The sequence below is a fragment of the Lentisphaera profundi genome (genome assembly GCF_028728065.1).
Classification (GTDB): domain Bacteria; phylum Verrucomicrobiota; class Lentisphaeria; order Lentisphaerales; family Lentisphaeraceae; genus Lentisphaera; species Lentisphaera profundi.
In genome coordinates this window covers 980,892-1,001,331 of record NZ_CP117812.1, presented here as the reverse complement: position 1 = coordinate 1,001,331, position 20,440 = coordinate 980,892, and the positions used below count along the sequence as shown (strand labels likewise).

Genomic DNA, 20,440 nt, shown 5'->3' with positions numbered 1-20,440 from the left:
CCTCTACATCTCTGTGCTCAATATTTATTTTGTATTTATATCTTAATACTGTTGAGAATAGATTATTTTTCTTTAGTTAATCATTAATAACAAAATTAACTAGAGATTCTATTCTGTGAAAAAATTTAACTACCTCCCTCTACAAACCACTTTGGCTTTATTGACCTGTTCAATGATTGCTGCACCTCAAACAAAAAGTAATATTAAGCCTTTTCCTTTTGCTGATAAAACTATCGATAAGGATAAAGCTTATCAAAGTCAAATCTATAAGGAACATAGAAAAGATAATCTTTCCTTGGATGATCGCTTCGAAAGAACCCTCTTTGCGTCTCCCCCTTATGCCGAATATGTGACCGCAATTTCTGCCGATATTGATGGCACGCTTTATATATCTCAAGACCCTAACGGTAGTTTAGGACATTACGAAGGCTTAGGCAACGTCATTACCGCAAAGGACACTAACGGCGATGGCAAAGCAGATAAATTTGTCGAGTTCATCCCTAAGCTCACCTCTGCTCGCGGCGGGCACATTGTTGCAGGTACCTATTACCTACTTCACCCACCCTTTCTCACTTCTTTCAAAGATACCGATGGTGATGGTATAGCTGACAAAAGAACCCTTCTTGCCGATGGCTTTGGTGCGGGCATTGAACACTCACGTGGTGCCGATCATACAACAAATGGTGTACGTATGGGCATCGATGGCTGGCTTTATATCGCCGTTGGCGACTTCGGCCTTAAAGATTCTAAAGGAACTGATGGCAAAGTCCTTCGTTATCACGGTGGCGGTGTAGCCCGAGTCCGCCCTGATGGCAGTGAATTAGAGATGTATGTCTATAATACAAGAAATCAATTTGATGTCGCAATTTCACCGACTTTAGAGCTCTTCACTCGTGACAATACTAATGATGGCAAAGGCTGGAACCTCCGCGTTCATCATCAAGTTCCCGAATCTGACTTTGGTTATCCTCGACTCTACCAAAATTTTCCCGATGAACATATTGCCTCACTCGGCGATTATGGTGGTGGCTCAGGCATGGGAGTTTTATTCCTAGATGAACCCGGTTTTCCAAAAGATGTCAACAATAAATTATATACTTGTGATTGGACTTCTGGAAAAGTCTTTTCATTTGAGATGGAAGCAAAGGACGCCACGTATAAAATCAAGCAAAATGTATTTACTACTCTAACGCGTGCCACTGACCTTGATGTGGATGGAGAATCAAACCTTTACTTCTCTGATTGGTTAGGCGGTAAATTTGCTTATGCGGGTCAAGAAAAACCTGTGAGTCGTATCTTCAAAGCTAAATTAAAAGGCTATAAGGCCCCTGCTGTACCTGATCTAAAATCAGCTAATGACAATGATTTGGTAAAACACCTTATTGGCCCCAGCGCCTCTATTCGACTACAAGCTCAGCAGTTCCTCTTGCAAAAGCCCATCAGCAAACAAGCGAGTCAATTACTCAGCAATGCAGCACTGAATAAAAAGCTACCCATCAATTCTCGTACAGCCGCCTTATTTACACTTAAACAAGCCATTGGAGAAAAGAGCCATAGCCTTTGCCAAAATCTTTTAGCTGACGGTAGCATGCGCGAAATGGCCTTAAAAGCCTTGACTGACAGAAAAACTCAAATGGCCAATGTTTCACCTGATTTAATCGCAGAATATTTAAAGGACCCTAATCCAAAAGTTCGTTTACAAGCCGCTATTAGCTTGCGTAGATTAAATAAATTTTCTCCGAAATCCATTGAGCAACTTATTGATATGGCTATTCAATCATGGAAAGTTGATAGCGTTGGTCAACTTGGAACCATGGCACTGCCTCACATGGCTTCACGTACATTATCAAGCCTAGGACAAAGCCATGACCAAGCATGGCAGGCTTATCTTTCACGTTTCAAATCAGGTGATTTAAAAACACAGAAAGTTCTCTCTTACGGTTTAAAAACAATTCACAATCCGAAACTCATTGATGCCCTCATACTAGAACTCGCCAGTGATCAATGGAATGATCAGAGCCGTTTAATTATTCTCGATATTTTGGCGCGTCTCAGTCATAAAGAAGCTGATTGGAATTTAGTTGATTGGTGGGGAACTCGCCCTTATGATGAAGGTCCTTATTTTGCTACAAAAACATGGGAATATACTCAGCCCATTGAAAAGGCAATTGAAGTTAACTTCACGAAGTTCAAAGCAGAATCACAACTCGATGTCATTGAGGCCATAACTCTCAATAAAATTGACACAACTAAACTCCAACTAAAAGGCGTGGATATACTTTTTGCTGCCTTAGACACAAGCGTTCCTAGTCAACAGCATATCAAAACATTACAACTCACGGCAATGGACACAAACAAAGCCTGGAAAACCCGTTTCAAAGCAGCTAAAAAACTTGCCGAATTTCAAGAGTGGTTTGATCCAGGCGCCATTACCTTCAAAAGAAAAAAGGGCGCAAATAGAAAGGCCCCTAAGCTAAGAGTCGTCAATGAAAAGAAAATTATAGCCGCCACAGAACTTAGAACTCTTTCAAGCAAAGCTTTGATTACGAGTCTATCAAAATGGCAAACAGAATCTCTCTCACTATCTAAAAAAGATAATTCACGTACACAGATTGATGCAATGCTCCTCGATTATTGGACTGCACCCCTTAAAAGTAAGAACGATTTTGAAAACTTAGCTAAAACGGCTAACGAAGTTGATGATCAAGCCGCAACTCTTGCTTGGAAAAAAATCTTCTTTGCCTTCTACAGAAATATTGGTGAGAAAATTGTCGCTAATCAAAAAATCATTGATGGCGAAATTGGTCTCCATAATCCTGGTTATTATCAAGCTATTGCGGATATCTACTTACTTGATGAAAAATTCAAAAAACGCGCACAGGCTAATCTAACTTGGGATTACGCCGGTACTCGCAAAGCTGCCAAAGCCGTTTTAGATATGCACCAAAATGTTGCGACCATCGCAAAAGATGCTAAAAAATCTATGCCACTTACCACCGCAGGCCTAGAGGGTGCCGCGAAATACGCCATGAGCAATAAGGGCGATAGTGTCTTAGGTTCTAAGCTCTTTAATAAGCAAGGCTGTATCGCCTGCCACGCTGTTAATAATGCAGCATTACAAAAAGGTCCTTATATGGGAACAGCGGGAAGTCAATTTCAACGTGATTTCCTTATTGAATCGGTCTTAAACCCCGCGGCAGCCATTGCCCAAGGATTCCCCACTTACCAACTGACATCCAAAAAGCAGTCCAATCCTCACATGGGTTTCTTAGTGGATGAAGATAATACCTACTACTACCTCATGAATGCCGCGGGCCATTATGAGAAAGTCACTAAAGAATACATTACTGGGAAAACGATATTAAAGATGTCTCAAATGCCCCCGGGCTTAGTCTTTAACCTCAACCTCCATGAGTTCACTTCTATCATTGAATATTTACACTCAATGAAGTAAGCCCAGCACATCTCAATAAAAGGTCAGTTCTTAAAGGACTGGCCTATTTTTATGATTTGATTAGTTCCATAGGGGTAATCAGCTTATATCTACTGAAGTAGTTTAAGCAATCACTTCTCATTATAAATCTGTAAGTAACGTACGATTTAACTTAGTAAGCATGCTCATAGCCATAAGTATTCAGCTAGTGATTCTACAGTGACTTAAGGAATTTCATTAAAGATTCACGCTCTTCTTTATTGAGCTTTTTATACGCATCACGACTGGCTTCTGCTTCGCCACCATGCCATAGAATTGCTTCTTCAATTGTACGAGCGCGGCCATCGTGAAGAAAGTAATCATTGCCATTCACCATCTTGTGCAAACCCAAGCCCCAAAGAGGTGGTGTACGCCACTCGAAACCATTAGCTAGGCCATCAGGACGATTATCGGCTAAGTCAGCTCCCATATCATGGAGTAAGAGATCTGTGTAAGGAAAAATTTGCTGATTACGCAAAAACTCTAATTCATGATCTTTCCCAGTTGTGAAAGATTCCACATGGCATGACTGACAATTAATTTGCTTAAAAAACTTTTCCCCCTGCTTTGCTTGTTCATCATCCATATTTCTACGAACGGGAACACCTAAGCTCTGGATATATAAAGTTAAGCGTCGAGCTTGCTCTTCGGATAGGTCGAAACCTGCTCTTTTATGATTTTCTAAATCTTTATGTATGACTTGGTGATTCTTCTTCGGAAAATATTTACTGGTCAAGCCTATATCACCATTAGCGGCTCCCGTATTTTGATGCAAGAGGTTGGGAGCATTCGCTTTTAGGCCAAAGCGTCCCAACTGGGTACTCTTAGAAACTGCATCCCATACGTAATTAGCTTTACCTGAAATGCCGTCACCATCCTGATCTTCCGGGTCTGCATGAGTTAAAATACTTTTTTCATCTAAGGCTTCTAAAAGACCAAGGCCATAGACTGCAGGCGTTACCCGAGGTGAAAATAAAAATTCACCCGCATCGCCCCGAAAGAACTCGAATTTGTATTGCGGTTTACGCAAAGAATAAGTTTGGCCATCCGCAAATTGCCCTTGGCTTTCATGCCAAGAAACTCGCACGCGAGCTTCTGCTTTTAAATCTTGAATCGCGCGATCACTCAATTGGCCACCATAAATAGGATGATCAATTACTTCGCCCTTTTCATTGATCGCACTCATCCGCACCAGCATTGAGTTCATCATTTCATTTGAATCATGAGGGGCACGACCACGACCATCGCGCAAATGACATTGAGAACAAGCGACTCTATTAAAGAGTGGTCCTAAACCGTCTAAACTGGGAACACTGCTAGGTGCCGTGACCCAATTCGTGTTAAACATGCGATTGCCAAAGGCAAAATCGCGTAAATTTTTGATGGGAATATTTGGCGCACTCATGCCAAAAGAGTATTTACTCTCTTTGTATACAGTTAAATCACCACCAAGTTTTTCAGAGTTTTCAGCCCAAATAAAACATGATAGCAATAAAAGAACTAAGGTCAATCGAGTGCGCATATTTTTTCTACTCGGCTATGATTTTAACATCAACTTTTAATACTTTACCTGCTTCAACAAACAACTCCGCTTGTTCGTTAAGGGCGCTTATGGCAGCTTCCATTATCTCTCTTGCTTCACTTCCTTTTTCAGAGGCTAATACACGATCAATTGGCGCGGGGATAAGTACTAAAGCATCAGCAGTTTTTTTCAATGCCTTTGTGATTTTGTTTGCTAATTTTTCATCTTTTTTCGCCAAAATTTCTTTGGGGCTTTTACCGTGATAAGATCCGTAATTCCCAAAGTATACATTCATCATACCGACTTGATTGGTGATAAAATCTCTGTGAGTATTATCACTAAAGCAAGAATGTTCATCTTCTTGATCACCTGAATCCAAAGCCGTACCCATACGTTCAGAGCCCATTTCAAAGGCACTTAGAGTAGCGAGTGAAGTTAAAAGTAAGCTCAAAGTTTCTTCATCACTTTGTTTTTCAAAGCTTTTACGGAAGTTATCTTTTTTTGGAGTCCATTCAGTCACTAAATACTGGAGATCACTGATTAATTTTTGGGTGATTAAGTTTAAGTATAAACGACGGCGTTCATTAACTTTATCACCTTTTTTATAATCACTCGCAGGACGAATTCCTGCAGATTCTAAACTTAGATCTTGACCCCAGAGTAAAAACTCAATGGCGTGATAACCAGTCGTTACGTCAGCTTCATCATTTTTGATATTAGATGAATTGATCAATTCCAAAGTAATTTCTTTGTCGGAATTAATAATCCCTGATGTAGGCGCTCCTTTAACATAATCCATGAATGCTTCATTCACTGGCCAAGCATTGAGTTCTCCTTCTGGACCTTCTTCACCAGTTTTCTCATTAGCGAAATCAATGGGACCATCATAAAAGCGAAACGCTTCTGTCTGACCATAAGATTCACGACTTTGCAACCAAGCCTTCTTAGCTTGCTCTAAACTTGCTTCACTTGGTTTTTCTGAAAATTGATTAATTTGTTTTTGTAAGTTTTGCGCGTCTTGCAAAGTATCCATATAGGAAAGGTAAACGACTTGCGCATGATTCTGTGCCACACTTTCGGTATGATCATGTGCCGAGGCAACAAGGTTGATTGAGAGTAAGAAACTAAATTGAAGTACGAGTGATTTCATATTGTTTATTCCTTTAAATTAAAATGCGTAAGTGACATTGAGCCAAAGTTTATCAAAACCTTCATCAGCATCATCTGTAGTTGTTAAGTGTACATAAGTCGCTTCTACCATTACATCTTCACGTAATTGATAAGCAAGACCTATATCAAATTCTTTAAATTTAGCGTCGCCATTGCCTTCATCAGTGTCACTCTCTCCGTATATAGTCATAAGTGTCAAGTCATCTGTTACAGCATACTCAGCTTGTACATACCAAGTAGATGCATTGGGACGATCGGTGTGAGTATCCTCGTCAAATGGGTCCCAAGGGTTGTTAAGCATACTGCCTGCTCCCCCATCTTCATCTGCTTCAATATAACCTGCTCCGACGCTCAAATTTCTATAAGTCACAGTATTATTAATGTGAATAATAGAGCCATCACCACCAGGGTAATCATCGTAACTTTCTTTTTCATCTGTAACAAAATATTGAACTAAGAAAGCATTACTAAAGTCTTCAGTAATCTCATTTTCTAAGAAGACTTCACCACCGAAAATATCATAGGCATCCGGTGCATGGTAATATAAACCCGTCACTGCAAGTCCGTCTATTCCTGTATAAGTGATCTCAGTGCCATAAACTCCATCACTATCATTAAGGTCTGTATAGTCAATGACTTCGTCTGGATCAAGTACGGCACCCTTTTGTACCCACGCAGCTCTAATTAAGAAGTTCTCAATTGCTTCAGACTCTATAAATACACCTTCAAAGTAATCGCCGAGCATAAGCCAATCGACACCCTGACGACCAAGAGTAAATTCAGTTTGTTCATAATTATACTTAAGGAAGGCTTCTGAAAGAATAGCTTTTTTCTGATTATAGTAGTCACCATAATTATCATTATGATCATTTAATTCTTGATTAAAAAGTCCCGTTAAGCCAAATCTAAAACCTTCCCATTCTACTGTTTCTAAATGTAGACTACCGTAGAGATTTGAAAATTCATCTCGATCAATGTTTGCATCTTGGTCATCCATTGTTTGACTATAAACGCCAAGAACCCCAGACACCTTGAAATATTCTTCCATGCCCAAAAAACTATCTAATTTACCACCGTCAGTATGCCTATTACTTCCCGATTTGAGATCACTATTTTCATTTTTTAAGTAAGTATTGGCCATATTATGCTCGGGGTGATTGTGTCCATCACTCTTAAGTTCAGTCTCTTGCGCACCTACTCCTATACTCGTAAAAATAGCCATAAAAGTCATGGTCATCTTATTATTCATTTCATATCCTATTATATATAACTTAACTGATACTAAATCTCAATTAGTATATTTCAAATCAAAAGATGAGATATTATCTCATTTGCACATCCGGGTTCTCATTGTGTTTCTAGATACTTAGTGTTTATGAGCTTTCTTATTTATACTAATTGATTGATTGATTGATTAATTGTATAGCCAAAACCTTTCTTTTGATAAGGTGAAAGCAGGTCGAACAGTTGAATAAAAATAACCCGAGAAAGCCCTCGAACAAGGTACCGCAGTCTTTGTTATAGTGCACGATCTCAATTTAGCCGCCGCCTATGCAGATCAAATTGCCTTTCTTCACGAAGGAAAAATTAAGTTTTATTGAGATACGGAAGAAATTTTAAGCCAAGAAAAAATTGCTAAAGTTTTTAATATCAATGTAGATATCCGCAAGGAAGATGATCAAATACTGATCTATAATCCGAGGGTAAAAAAATGACGAAACAAAATATCAACTTTAATACAATTAAAGCACTTCTATTCAAAGATAAATCAATTTTGATCAAAGCACATATTTGTGCCGTTGCAGCTGCTTTCACAACGGTACTTCAACCCTTGCTCATCCCTTTATTAATAGATGATCTCTTGTTGAATGGTCCAGGAAAGCTCCTGAATAAACTCAAGATCATTTTACCCGAATCCATGCACGAGGCCACGAGTTTTATTGCCATCACTCTTTTCCTCACTGTCTTGCTTCGGCTCATGAGTTTGTCTTTAAATATTCTACAAAGTAAAATATTCACTCGATTATCTCAAGCCATCTGTCATGACCTTCGAATAAAGCTTCTCAAACGGCTCAAAAATGTAGCCATTAAATATTTCGAAAATACTGGTAGTGGCAAAACAGCTGCTCTTTTTACCAATGATGTCGATACGGTAGAACAATTCATTTCCAAAACTATTAGTCAGCTCATCCTTTCTATCCTTCAACTCATCGCTACTGCGGCCATTCTTCTGTGGATTAATGTTCAGCTCGGACTCTTTATTTTAATCCTCAATCCTATTGTCGTTTTCGCGACCATAAAAATGGGTAAGAAAGTTAAAAAGTTAAAGAGAAGTGAAAATAAAGCTATTGCTTCTTTTCAAGAAAAACTGACCGATTTCCTGGATGCTATGCACGAATTACGCATCAGTCGCCGGGATCGTTTTTTCCTTAATAAAATTATTGATTCCGCAGCTAATATGCGTGACACTACGATTAACTCGAGATGGAAAAGCGATGCCGCTTCACGTGGAAGCTTTGTCATTTTCCTTATGGGTTTTGATCTTTTTAGAGCTGCTGCAGTTTATATTGCTTTCACGAGTGTGGACCTAAGTGTTGGCGAAATGATTGCCGTTTTTAGTTACCTTTGGGTCATGATGACCCCCGTACAAAACTTAATTACAATTCAATATTCATGGTTTGCCGCTTCAGCTGCTTTAGAGCGACTGAACAAATTCATGAATGAAGAAGAGGAAAATAAAGGAAAGAGTAAAGGTATTGAGTTTATCTATGGCGATAATATAGATATTGAGTTCAAGGATGTGAGTTTCAGTTATCAAAAAGGCATTCCAGTTCTCAACAAAGTGAGTTTCAAAATCCCCGCAGGCCAACATATTGCCATAGTTGGTGCAACTGGTGGAGGCAAAAGTACCTTAGTTCAAATGATCACAGGTCTTTATAAAGCGGATCAGGGCTCTGTCTTATTTAACGGTATGGACATCCTCGATATTGGCCTCGATAAAGTACGTGACAATATAGGCGTTGTTCTACAAGCCCCAGGAATATTCCATTCTAGTATTCGCGAAAATATCCTCATGGGTGAAATAGCGGAGGATAGTGAAATTTGGCAAGCATTAGAAGTTGCTTGCTTAGATGAATTCATTCGGGCTCAAGAACTAGGTCTTGATACCAGCGTGGGCAACAAAGGACTGAAATTATCTGGTGGTCAACGCCAACGCTTGGCTATTGCGCGCATGGTTTTACGTAAACCACAAGTAGTGATTCTTGATGAAGCTACTTCTGCCTTAGATCCAGAGACCGAAGCAAAGGTATTGCAAAGACTCAAAGCATTTTTACACAATAGAACATGTATTACGATTGCTCATCGCCTCAGTGCTATTAAGCAGGCTGATAGTATCAAAGTATTTGAAAACGGAAGTATGATCCAAAGTGGATTACATGACGAACTTATCAATCAAAATGGGGTGTACTCAAAGCTCTATCAAACAAAAGGAAAATAATATGAGTAATGACAATAAATTCACGATTAAAGCAAAAAATGGCCGCGGTTTACTAAAAGCTGAAAAAGACGGGGTCCTCTCCACTCATTCACTCGATGTTCCAGGCTACCCTTTCGGTTCAGTCACACCTTATTCTTTGGATAAGTTAGGACGTCCAGTTATTCTTATTTCTGAAATTGCTCAGCATACAAAAAATATAAATGCCGATAAACGTGTTTCTCTCACGATCACCGCAACAAGTCAAGCTCGTGATGTGCAAGCTAATGCTCGCCTCACCTACCTTGCCGATGCGCGTGTTATTACTGAGGATGAAGCTGAAGCCAAAGAACGCTACCTTCGTAAATTCTCTCACGCAAAACATTACTTCCAGACTCACGATTTTAATTTCTATGTTCTTGAACCAGTTCGCAGTCGTTATATCGAAGGCTTTGGCAAAATTTGGTGGCTCGAAAATGACGAAATCGAGCTTGAATCAGTTTTTGATTACGAAACAGAAGCTCGCATTTTAGATCACATGAACGATGATCATCGTTCTTCACTCGTGAAATATTGTAAAGACCTCAAACTCGATAATGCGCAAGAAGATTACCTCATGACGGGAATTGATAATGAGGGGATTGATATCACCATCGCTGGCAGTAAACACCTTCGTATCTGTTTCGACGAAGCTATTACTGATGCTTCTCAGGCACGTGAAGTACTTGTTCAGCTCGCAAAATAAATAAATTTTAAAATGCTTATAAATAGGGTGAAAACTTTTCTCACCCTATTTATTTAAAATCTAGATAGCTTGAAATCAACTTTGACAGTATATCTAACACCTAAATCTGTGAGCTGACTTATGAATAATTTCCTATATATTTTATCTTCAATTACTATAACGATTAAGAATATTCATTTCGTGCTCTTATCTAAAACAAATTTTTCTATCTCTTTTTAGCCTGTCTTAACAGAAAAATACATAAATTTTGACCTTGCCTTAACATCTCTAGATGACTATATAATAACAAAATTAATTATTCTAAGGATTTATAATGTCTATAAACATTGCTATAAATGGCTTTGGCCGCATGGGCCGACTGGCTTTTCGCGAAGCTTTTGATCGTGATCAATTCAATATTGTTCACATAAATGAATTACACGGAAATGCTGAATGTGCCGCACACCTACTGGAATATGATTCCGTTCATGGTCGCTGGGATCGCAATATAACTTTCACTGAAAACTCAATTATTGTCAATGGCAAAGAAATTTCGTTTTCAAATGCGAGTAGCCCTGCAGAATTCGACTGGGCTTCAAAAAATATTGACTTGCTCATGGAGTGTACGGGTGTTCATAAAAGTATCGAGAGTTTAAATCCCTACTTTGAACAAGGTATTAAAAAAGTCCTTGTTTCTGCCCCAGTCAAAGAAGATGGTGCACTCAATATTGTCTACGGAATCAATGACCATCTTTATGATGGTAGTCAAAATATTATTACTGCAGCATCATGTACAACTAACTGCTTAGCACCCGTCGTGAAAGTGATTAACGAAAAACTCGGCATTAAGCATGCTTGCATGACCACGATTCACGATATCACTAATACCCAGACCATTATTGATGCTCCCCACAAAGATTTGCGTCGCGCACGTGCCTGTGGAGAATCTCTTATCCCCACTAGTACCGGTTCTGCCACGGCTATCACAGTCATTTATCCTGAATTAAAAGGAAAAATTAATGGCTTGGCCGTACGTGTCCCACTTCTTAATGGTTCTCTTACCGACTGTGTTTTTGAGGTTTTGCGTCCCACGACTATTGAAGAAGTTAACCAGTTTTTTAAAGAAGCATCCGAAACTTACCTCAAAGATATTTTAGGCTATGAAGTAAAGCCTTTAGTTTCAGTTGATTATAAAGATGAAAAACGTTCTTCCGTTATTGATGCTCTTTCCACTCTTGTTATTGATGGTACACAAGTCAAAGTTCTCGCTTGGTATGATAATGAAATTGGCTACATCAACCGCATGGTAGATTTACTTGGAAAAGTTGTAAAAAGCATCTAAGACCCCTCTTCCTATGAAAAATATAAAAGACTATTGCATTGTAACGGCTGCCTACTGGAGCTTCATGCTTACAGATGGCGCCCTGCGCATGCTCTGCCTTTTATACTTTCACGATTTAGGCTATAGCCCTCTTCAACTCTCTTTTGTTTTTTTACTCTATGAATTCTGCGGGGTTCTCACCAATTTATTTGGTGGCTTATTTGCCCAAAGACATGGTCTTAAAAAAAGCCTCATTTACGGGCTCTCATTACAAGTAATTGCTTTAGTACTACTATCCTTCTTGAACCAGAATTGGTCTCTCGCACTCTCATTGACTTTTGTCATGGGGACACAGGCACTCTCAGGTATTGCCAAAGACCTCACCAAAATGAGCTCAAAAACAGCGGTGAAGTTCTTAATCCCCGATAAGTCTTCACAACTCTTTAAGTGGACGGCTATTCTCACGGGATCAAAAAATACAATCAAGGGTCTTGGCTTTTTCTTCGGAGCTTTTCTCCTCCAATCTTGTGGTTTTCAAAGTTCCTTGAAAATCATGGCGCTCATGATTTTTATTATTTTAATTCTAGTCCTTGCTTGCCTCAAAGGCAATATGGGACAGATCAAGAGTAAAAATCGACTCAAAGATCTTTTTAAACAAGGACAAAAAATAAACCTTTTAGCGGGTGCTCGTGTCTTTTTATTTGGTGCAAGGGACATCTGGTTTGTCGTCGCTCTGCCCGTATTCATGCGCCAAGTCTTAGAATGGTCTTATACCCAGATAGGTACTTTCCATGCCAGTTGGATTATAGGCTATGGTATAGTCCAAACTTTTGCGCCTAAATTATTAGCTGAAAAACGCGATACCAAGACCGCATTTAATCTCTCTATTTTTCTTTGTATCAGTATGCTAAGCTTATTATTTTGCTCTGTACTTTTCCCCCAACATTCTTATTTACTTATAATTGGCTTACTGATTTTTGGTTTTGTTTTCGCTCTCAACTCCTCTTTACATTCCTACCTCATCTTAGCTTTTGCGAACAAAGATAAAGCCGCTATGACCGTAGGTTTCTACTATATGGCCAATGCCATAGGTAGACTTTTTGGTACCCTGCTCTCCGGATTATTATTTCATTTTGGTGGACTCAATGCCTGCCTAGTAGGATCTCTTTGTTTTTTACTTACTTGCAGCTTCCTATCTAAAAAACTACAAAATACCACTGTTCAAAATTAATTGCTTATTTTCACGACTACCCATAGCGAGGGGCAAAGTCTCTTAGTCGCCTGGTCAAGGATCTTTCCAGACAGGCGAATAAAAAGCATTTACCCACACGTCCGTATCTTGCTAAAGGCACTTTTTCATATTCGGGCCATCTCCACACACTCAATTTACCTAGGATTTAGCGCGCTATAATGGGATTCATTTACGTTTCTTTTCAGGTACCACACAGCGTCCGAATGCAGTTGCGATAACAGCATCAACCACAAATACAAAAGGATAAATAATTGTATAGGCAGTAGATTTCATATAGTGAGGTTTTTTACGATAGTTCAATGATATATTGAGTAGATGAATATTTTGCTCAGGGTCTCGATACTTCATTTGAAGACTTTCTTTTTGCACCTTAATAATCTTTAAATATTCCTCGTTTTCCTGAGGCATTTGATCTTTTGTATATATGGCTATCGGTCTCACTATTTCACCTTTAACTTTATCACTAAAAATATACTGTCCATCAAGTTTTTGGATCGACCCTTCTATTAAGGGTTTTCCGTTCGCAGTCAGAATATGGTTTTTGGGAGGACTCATTTTGTTTATAATAAACTTATTATCATTTGTAATACCCCCCTCTAAAGACAGCATTCTACCTAGAGGGAAGTTTCTATCCCTAGAGTGTACATCTAAGCTATTTCCTAGATAGGCCGTTGTTGGCCCTATTGTACAGCTGTTGCATATAAACAGTAGTATCATTGTTAATAGAAGTTTCATAAAAACCTTAACTTACTTATTTTCAATACATTACATAAATTTCAGCTCAATGTCAATCTTTTTCGCTATAAACACCCTCTCTCCTTAAGAAAAATATCCATAATCTGACTATCACCTGAATCCGTGAGCTATATAAATAAGGAATCAAATATAGTTTTAATAACACATGGTTCGGCTTATACTTAAAGAAATTAATTTTGGAGAATTTTTTGAAAACTACACTCATCATTGGCGCTAGTCCCAGAAGTTCGAGCTATGCCAACATGGCCATGCATGCACTAGATTCTGCAGGCCATCCAACACTTCTTTATAATCCATTGGGAAGACAGATTGACGATCGCAAGGTCTTCACTGCTCTCAATGAGATTGAAGACGATATTGATACCATAACACTTTATGTTCGACCAAGTCGGCTCGAAGCTATTGTACAGGACCTCATCCAACTCAAACCCAAACGTATCATTTTTAACCCTGGAACGGAAGATCCCGAACTCATGCAAAAATTTGCGGATGCTAATACAGATGTCCTCGAAGCCTGTACACTTGTACTACTGCGTACGAATCAATATTAATCTAATATAAAAGGACTCCATTCTAATGAAGTCCTTAATTTGATAAGCTCGGGTCGCGGGCGTCTCGCCCTCATTTTTACTGGGGCCGCGGGCGTCTCGCCCGCATACTACCTCCCTGGCTACACCATAAGGAGCACCTACGGCGTTTTATATTATTAAAAAAGAAGCATTATTTTTTTTCATCAAGAAAGTAATACACCCGAAATAGCTGCGTATATCACTACACATTGAACGTAATAAGGATAGTCATATGCGCACTGCAATCATCAGAAATTTTTCTACAATCATCACCGCCCTATTCCTTAGCTTGTCTATCAATGCGACCGAGGCCAAAGGCCAAAAACCAAGTAGCGCATTTCGGGTAATCTCTTACAACATATGGATTGGCTTTAAAGTAAATCCATCAAGAAAGGCAAAACTTGACCCTGCACGACTAAAACTTGCAAAGCAATGGATTGCGGCCAAAAATCCAGATGTAGTTGCATTGCAGGAGTTGAATGGCTTTAGTGAACAACAACTAGCGGTGATGGCTAAAACATGGGGTCATGAATACGTTAAGCTGTGCAATTCCAAAAGTGCTTACAATGTGGGAATTACCTCGAAAACACCACTTTCAAATATCTCCGTTTATGAAGAAAGAAATAACAACAACCCCTATATGCACGGCTTGATCATAGCCCAAACCCGTGGCGTTGACTTTGTAGTTTTACACCACAATCCATTTAAAACAAAAGATCGCCTTCATGAACAGCAACACATCCTCAACCAAGTCGAGATACTGAAACAAAAGAGTACGAATATTATTCTTTTAGGTGATTTCAACTCCAGATCCCAAGCAGATGGTAAGGGAGATACCGTCGTCATGGACAACTATCACGCCGCTGGGCTTGATGACCTCGTCTCAAGCAAAGGGAAACCAGATGCTCCCTCACGCGGGAGTTTCCCGACCGCTATTCTGAAAAAAGGATATCAAGCAAGTGGACGCATTGACTATATCCTCGCCACACCCCCCTGGCCAAGCAATGTATTTACGCTAAAGTGATCAACGATGACCCTGATACAGATAAAATCTCAGACCACTATTCGGTAATTGCTGATTTTATCTTGAAATGAAATGAAGCTAATGGATGGCATAGAATTCTAAAGCATCATTTTTCAAATGAATTACCTAAGTCTTTTGACTCCATTATTAATTTAGAAAGAATACTTTTTCGTTGAATCTGTGGCCTCACAAGGAATTACTGAGCTACTCATTTCAAAAACTTTCGTGAAAAATATACCTTTGGTGAAAGCTTTTCTTTCTTTAATGCGATTGAGAATGTAAAGACTTATAAACTCAGGTTAAATATGAAACAATTATATCTACTATCCACACTACTATTTTTCACCCTCACTACTTCTGCAAACGAGGGCATGGCTTTCTTTGAAAAGAAAATTCGTCCCGCCTTGGAAAAGTATTGCTACCGCTGTCATTCCGATAAAGAAAATAAAGTCAAAGGCGGACTTGTCCTAGACTCAAAACATGGTTTGCTCACTGGTGGCGATACTGGCCCTGCAATTGTCCCAAATAACTTAGGTGATTCAATCTTATGGGAATCGATTAAGTATCTCGATTATGAGATGCCACCCAAAGAACCGATGCCTGACGCGGTCATTGAAGATTTCAAAAAATGGATCCTCATGGGTGCACCCGATCCACGAGTCCAAGAAAAAATCACGGTTAAAAGTACTGTTTCTGAAAAAGATATTCGCGAAGGTCGCAATTTTTGGTCGATGCAAAAGCCGACTTACCAAGCGGCTCAAAAAAATGGTTCTCCCGAGTGGAGTCAAAATGAAATAGATCGCTACATATATGCCGACCTAAGTGAACACAAACTCACCCCCAATCCCATAGCTAAATCCAATGAACTCGTGCGCAGACTTTATTTCGATCTTATTGGCCTGCCGCCCTCTCCTGGAGAAATCGAACGCTTCAATAGTCATTATAAGCACAATCCTAAATCTGCTATGACTCACACTGCCAATGAACTGATCATGAGTTCCCACTTCGGCGAAAAATGGGGTCGTCATTGGCTTGATGTTGCTCGCTATGCTGAAACTACGGGTCAAGGACGAAATATGTCTTATCCCCACGCATGGCGTTATCGAGATTATGTTATTGATTCGTTTAATCAAGATAAGCCCTATAACATTTTCCTACAGGAACAAATTGCAGGTGACTTACTCAAAACAAAAACTGACGAAGAATGGGTAAATAACTTAGTGGCGACAAGTTTTCTTGCTCTTGGTTCAAAAGCCCTTCCCGAAGATGATAAACGAAAATTCAATGCCGACTTAGTCGATGAACAAATCGACTTAGTCACTAGAGGAGTGATGGGCCTATCGGTTTCTTGCGCTCGTTGCCACGATCATAAGTTCGATCCCATACCACAAAAAGATTACTATGCTTTAGCGGGAATTTTCCAAAGCTCAAAAACTTATTATGGCACGACTTCCAATGCACAAAATAGACATCCCAGCTCACTGATTAAATTACCCACTAAGAATGTCCCCAATATCACCAAGCCGATTAGCCCTAGTGAATTAGCTCAACTCAAAGATAAACTTAAGGATGCGGAGAGTAAAATGCGCCAAGCACGCATGAGCCGTAGAAATGCCATGGAGAATAATACTGGAAAAGATGCTCAGAGCTTACAAAGAGATATTGGCAAAACTCAAAATCAATTCTACGCAGTACAAGAACAAATCAATTCGGTTGATGCCAATGGCCAGCCCATTTCCTTTTGTATGGGAATGCAGCCTAGCACTTTAACAAATGCCAAAATACTTGAAAGGGGTGAGGTCAACCGCCCAGGGCAAGAAATCCCCAGAGGCTTTGTACAAATCATCAATCCGAAAAATATTGAAATTGGAGATAAGACAAATGGTCGCAAAGAATTAGCTTACTGGATTAGCTCTAAGGATAACCCCCTCACGGCTCGCGTTATGGCCAATCGAATCTGGATGAAATTAATGGGTCAAGCACTCGTTAGAAGTCCCGACAATTTTGGTAAAACAGGATCTTTGCCCAGCAATCAAAAACTCTTGGATTACCTAGCTCTTGACTTCATGAAAGAAGATTGGTCAGTAAAAAACCTTGTGAGAAGCATCGTCTTAAGTCGAGCCTATCAAAGTAGTTCAACCTATAAGGCTACTAATTTCAAAACTGATCCCGATAACAAGTATTTTTGGCGAGTGGAACCTAAGAAGCTTGAAGCCGAAGCCATTCGTGATTCTATTCTTCAAATCGCAGGCAAGATCGATATTACTCCTCCTATTGCTTCAGACCTAGCAAAGCTGGGTCAAGTAACATTGGGCAGAGCGAAGCGACTTGAAATAGATATAGCAGCTCCTTACCGCTCCGTGTATATCCCCATAGTACGAGATCAATTACCGGATATCTTACAAGCTTTTGATTTCCCTGCATCAATGACCAGTTCATCGGTACGCGAGGCAAATAATACCGCTGCACAGGCTCTTTACATGCTCAATAGCGATTTTGTCCTCGACATGAGTTCTAGCTTAGCCAAACGTCTTATTCATAACGAAAAGAGCCTTGACAAACAAATCAGTCTTGCCTTTGAGTTATGCTTAGGTCGAAGTCCAAAAAGCCATGAACTGAGCAATGCAAAAAAACTCTATCAAATGTTTTATAATAGTTCTGAACTCAAAAAAAATGAAAAATCCACACGCATGAACTTAGCCCTCAGCAGTGTATGTCAATCACTATTTGCTAGCGCCGAATTTCGCTACTTAAACTAGGAGAAATATAATGATACATTCCAGAAGAGATTTTTTCCGCTTAAGCTCAGCAGCAGCACTCAGCGGCTTACATCTAAACGCTTTCGCCAATAAGGCCACTCCCACCGGGCCTCACTTCAAAGGGACTGCCAAAAGAGTTATATTCCTTAATATGACTGGTGCTGCCTCTCATGTTGATACCTTTGATTACAAACCTGCATTATTTAAACAAGCTGGTAAAAGAGGCAAGTATGGTGGCAAGTTGCTGCCACCTATAAAAGATTTTAAGCGCTGTGGTCGAAGTGGACTTCCCATTTCACAGCTTTTACCTAATATCTCTACTCATGCAGACAAACTTTGCCTACTTCATGGCATGTCTACGGATCAGCCCAATCATCCACAAGCTCAAACAAAAATCCATACTGGCAATGTACAATTCGCCCGCCCTTCCCTTGGTGCATGGATTATGTACGGCTTAGGAAGTCTCAATAAATCATTGCCTGGTTTCATAACACTCTATCCCCCGAGTAGTCGTAGTGCAAACTTCAGTAGTGCCTTCCTTCCCTCTCAATATCAAGGAACTGCTGTTGGACAAGCGATACGAGGTAACCGTGCTAATTCCGGAGGCGATGATTTCCCCAATATTAATAATCCTCAAATCTCGAAAAAACTTCAGCGTAAACAATTGGATTTCATTCAAAACCTCAACGAGCAAAAATTACGGAATGATAAGTTCAATCCTAATATCAAAGGCATTCAAGATTCTTATGAAATGGCTTATAGGATGCAAGATTCCATGCCTGAAATTCTCGATCTAAGTAAAGAATCATCAAAAACTCAAAGCCTCTATGGTATTGGTAATGAAACCACAGATAAATTTGGACGTCAATGCTTACTCGCTAGACGCTTTGCTGAATCCGGAGCTCGCTTTATTGAATTATCTCATGGTAGCTGGGATCATCATCTTAATTTAAAAAATGATCTACCGGCTCGATGCCATGAAATTGATAAGCCGATTTCAGGATTATTAACGGATTTAAAACAGCGGGGTCTACTGAAGGATACGCTAGTCGTTTGGGCAAGTGAATTTGGACGCACACCTGAGTCACCTAATGGCGATGGACGGGATCACAACCCCAAGGGTTTCACTACTTGGATGGCAGGTGGAGGTGTTAAAGGAGGCTTTCGCTATGGTTCTACCGATGAAATGGGTTATGAAGCCGAATCGGGTCGTATGAGCATACATGATTGGCATGCCACCATTTTACATATCTTAGGCCTAGACCATGAAAGACTCACCTATAAGTATGCTGGGCGTGACTTCCGCCCCACAGATGTCTATGGAGATGTTGCTAGAGATATTTTAAGCTAAAAATCCTCCGATTGATTAACTTGGTTCAAAAGAAGCTACTGAAATCTTCATTCTATAAAATTCTTAAAGAAAATTATGATTAGGTGAAAGATTATCTAGCTACTGTGCGATCTAGTAATCAAATACTCAACTACAAGGAAACATTATGAAAACATTATTTATCATTACTCTTAGCCTCTTCATGAGTGCTGGACTCTATGCAGAAGACAAAAAAGGTGGCAAAGAAGGCAAAGGCGAGAAAGGTGATCGCAAAGCCAAAATGGAAAAACGCATGGCAAGTATGAGCGAAGAAGAAAAAGCTGCCTTCAAAAAACGCCATGCCGAAATCAAAGAAAAAATGAAAGGCATGACTGAAGAAGAGCGCAAAGCATTCATTAAAGAAATGCGTGCTAAGCGTGGTGGCAAAGGTGCTAAGGGCGGTAAAGAAGGCGAAGAACGCCCTGATTTTGAAAACATGTCGGATGAAGAAAAAGCTGCTTTCAAAGAAAAAATGAAAGCGAAACGCGGTGGTAAAGAAGGCAAAGGCGGGAAAGAAGGCAAAGGTAAAAAAGGCGCTAAAGGAGATACCCCCGATGTTGATCCAGGTGGGATTGAACCACAAAGACCTTAAGCCATAGATTAAGTTTACTTGAGCCCTCATTGATATATCATTGAGGGCTTTTTAATTTGTCTCTTTACTTAATGCCTCTATTTTAACGAAACTAAATACTGAGCCCTATGAAATTTTTATACTTTTTAATCCTTCTCACTTTAAGCTCCTGTAGCAGCTTTGACGGAAGTAAGCATTACTTTAGCGAAAGTTCAGTGCTCATCATCTCTAGAAACGACACCGTGAAAATAGAAAATATTTACTTCAAAAAAATTTATAGCGAAGGAAGAGTCCTTTCACGCGATGGCGAAATCTTGGAACTAAGTATCACGTCCTATAAACCCAAATACCCTCCCGAAGACAAAGTCATCAAAGTTGAACTGCTCCCCCTACAAAAATTTCTTTACATGAAGTGATGCTGCTAGCCGCGCCCGTGTGGCAATAATTTAATTTTTT

At 39.6% G+C, this 20,440-nt stretch carries 15 protein-coding genes; 11 read left to right on the top strand and 4 right to left on the bottom strand.

Annotation, left to right across the window (positions count from 1 at the left end; translation table 11 throughout):
* The first annotated feature begins 115 nt into the window (after positions 1–115).
* Entirely contained in the window at positions 116–3,454 is a 3,339-nt protein-coding gene (locus PQO03_RS15465) for a DUF7133 domain-containing protein (RefSeq protein ID WP_274154093.1), read from the top strand.
* A 193-nt stretch (positions 3,455–3,647) separates the two neighbouring features.
* Here the strand turns inward: PQO03_RS15465 and PQO03_RS15460 are convergent, their stop codons facing one another.
* From PQO03_RS15460 to PQO03_RS15450, 3 genes are read right to left on the bottom strand one after another with little or no spacing between them, the layout of a single operon-like run.
* A complete protein-coding gene (locus PQO03_RS15460) occupies positions 3,648–4,994 on the bottom strand; it encodes a di-heme oxidoreductase family protein (RefSeq protein WP_274154092.1) in 1,347 nt (448 codons plus the stop codon).
* 7 nt (positions 4,995–5,001) lie between these two features.
* Positions 5,002–6,144, bottom strand: coding sequence for an imelysin family protein (locus tag PQO03_RS15455; RefSeq protein WP_274154091.1), 1,143 nt, complete (start codon positions 6,142–6,144; stop codon positions 5,002–5,004).
* 18 nt (positions 6,145–6,162) lie between these two features.
* Entirely contained in the window at positions 6,163–7,413 is a 1,251-nt protein-coding gene (locus PQO03_RS15450) for an Opr family porin (RefSeq protein WP_274154090.1), read from the bottom strand.
* 462 nt (positions 7,414–7,875) lie between these two features.
* On the opposite strand from PQO03_RS15450, the gene PQO03_RS15445 reads away from it, so the two are divergent.
* The 4 genes from PQO03_RS15445 to arsJ all read left to right on the top strand — a co-directional run bounded on the left by PQO03_RS15445 (position 7,876) and on the right by arsJ (position 12,915).
* The gene (locus PQO03_RS15445; protein ID WP_274154089.1) at positions 7,876–9,663 is read left to right on the top strand and encodes an ABC transporter ATP-binding protein; all 1,788 of its coding nucleotides are present in this window, start codon (positions 7,876–7,878) and stop codon (positions 9,661–9,663) included.
* 1 nt (position 9,664) lies between these two features.
* Positions 9,665–10,384, top strand: a complete 720-nt coding sequence (locus PQO03_RS15440; protein ID WP_274154088.1) for a HugZ family pyridoxamine 5'-phosphate oxidase — start codon at positions 9,665–9,667, stop codon at positions 10,382–10,384.
* Positions 10,385–10,697: 313 nt separating this feature from the next.
* Positions 10,698–11,705 (top strand): ArsJ-associated glyceraldehyde-3-phosphate dehydrogenase, encoded by a 1,008-nt coding sequence (locus PQO03_RS15435; RefSeq protein WP_274154087.1) that lies wholly within the window; start codon positions 10,698–10,700, stop codon positions 11,703–11,705.
* A 13-nt stretch (positions 11,706–11,718) separates the two neighbouring features.
* Positions 11,719–12,915 carry an organoarsenical effux MFS transporter ArsJ gene (arsJ, locus tag PQO03_RS15430; protein ID WP_274154086.1) on the top strand — a complete coding sequence of 399 codons (1,197 nt, stop codon included), beginning with the start codon at positions 11,719–11,721 and terminating at the stop codon, positions 12,913–12,915.
* A gap of 186 nt (positions 12,916–13,101) precedes the next feature.
* Here the strand turns inward: arsJ and PQO03_RS15425 are convergent, their stop codons facing one another.
* The gene (locus PQO03_RS15425; protein WP_274154085.1) at positions 13,102–13,671 is read right to left on the bottom strand and encodes a hypothetical protein; all 570 of its coding nucleotides are present in this window, start codon (positions 13,669–13,671) and stop codon (positions 13,102–13,104) included.
* 209 nt (positions 13,672–13,880) lie between these two features.
* Here PQO03_RS15425 and PQO03_RS15420 point away from each other — a divergent pair, with 209 nt between their 5' ends.
* The 6 genes from PQO03_RS15420 to PQO03_RS15395 all read left to right on the top strand — a co-directional run bounded on the left by PQO03_RS15420 (position 13,881) and on the right by PQO03_RS15395 (position 20,400).
* Positions 13,881–14,243 carry a CoA-binding protein gene (locus PQO03_RS15420; RefSeq protein WP_274154084.1) on the top strand — a complete coding sequence of 121 codons (363 nt, stop codon included), beginning with the start codon at positions 13,881–13,883 and terminating at the stop codon, positions 14,241–14,243.
* Positions 14,244–14,493: 250 nt separating this feature from the next.
* Positions 14,494–15,285, top strand: a complete 792-nt coding sequence (locus PQO03_RS15415; RefSeq protein ID WP_274154083.1) for an endonuclease/exonuclease/phosphatase family protein — start codon at positions 14,494–14,496, stop codon at positions 15,283–15,285.
* A 305-nt stretch (positions 15,286–15,590) separates the two neighbouring features.
* Entirely contained in the window at positions 15,591–18,044 is a 2,454-nt protein-coding gene (locus PQO03_RS15410; RefSeq protein WP_274154082.1) for a PSD1 and planctomycete cytochrome C domain-containing protein, read from the top strand.
* Between the two features lie 10 nt (positions 18,045–18,054).
* A complete protein-coding gene (locus tag PQO03_RS15405; protein WP_274154081.1) occupies positions 18,055–19,395 on the top strand; it encodes a DUF1501 domain-containing protein in 1,341 nt (446 codons plus the stop codon).
* A gap of 145 nt (positions 19,396–19,540) precedes the next feature.
* Complete coding sequence (locus PQO03_RS15400; RefSeq protein ID WP_274154080.1) at positions 19,541–20,005, top strand: hypothetical protein; 465 nt, start codon at positions 19,541–19,543, stop codon at positions 20,003–20,005.
* Between the two features lie 107 nt (positions 20,006–20,112).
* Positions 20,113–20,400: a hypothetical protein gene (locus PQO03_RS15395; RefSeq protein WP_274154079.1), complete on the top strand. Its 288-nt coding sequence runs from the start codon at positions 20,113–20,115 to the stop codon at positions 20,398–20,400.
* The last annotated feature ends 40 nt before the right edge of the window (positions 20,401–20,440 follow it).

Coding starts and splice junctions, on each gene's coding strand:
- PQO03_RS15455 (WP_274154091.1), bottom strand. CDS start 6,144: ATGAAATCACTCGTACTTCAATTTAGTTTCTTACTCTCAATCAACCTT.
- PQO03_RS15450 (WP_274154090.1), bottom strand. CDS start 7,413: ATGAATAATAAGATGACCATGACTTTTATGGCTATTTTTACGAGTATA.
- arsJ (WP_274154086.1), top strand. CDS start 11,719: ATGAAAAATATAAAAGACTATTGCATTGTAACGGCTGCCTACTGGAGC.
- PQO03_RS15440 (WP_274154088.1), top strand. CDS start 9,665: ATGAGTAATGACAATAAATTCACGATTAAAGCAAAAAATGGCCGCGGT.
- PQO03_RS15425 (WP_274154085.1), bottom strand. CDS start 13,671: ATGAAACTTCTATTAACAATGATACTACTGTTTATATGCAACAGCTGT.
- PQO03_RS15415 (WP_274154083.1), top strand. CDS start 14,494: ATGCGCACTGCAATCATCAGAAATTTTTCTACAATCATCACCGCCCTA.
- PQO03_RS15460 (WP_274154092.1), bottom strand. CDS start 4,994: ATGCGCACTCGATTGACCTTAGTTCTTTTATTGCTATCATGTTTTATT.
- PQO03_RS15400 (WP_274154080.1), top strand. CDS start 19,541: ATGAAAACATTATTTATCATTACTCTTAGCCTCTTCATGAGTGCTGGA.
- PQO03_RS15405 (WP_274154081.1), top strand. CDS start 18,055: ATGATACATTCCAGAAGAGATTTTTTCCGCTTAAGCTCAGCAGCAGCA.
- PQO03_RS15445 (WP_274154089.1), top strand. CDS start 7,876: ATGACGAAACAAAATATCAACTTTAATACAATTAAAGCACTTCTATTC.
- PQO03_RS15410 (WP_274154082.1), top strand. CDS start 15,591: ATGAAACAATTATATCTACTATCCACACTACTATTTTTCACCCTCACT.
- PQO03_RS15395 (WP_274154079.1), top strand. CDS start 20,113: ATGAAATTTTTATACTTTTTAATCCTTCTCACTTTAAGCTCCTGTAGC.
- PQO03_RS15435 (WP_274154087.1), top strand. CDS start 10,698: ATGTCTATAAACATTGCTATAAATGGCTTTGGCCGCATGGGCCGACTG.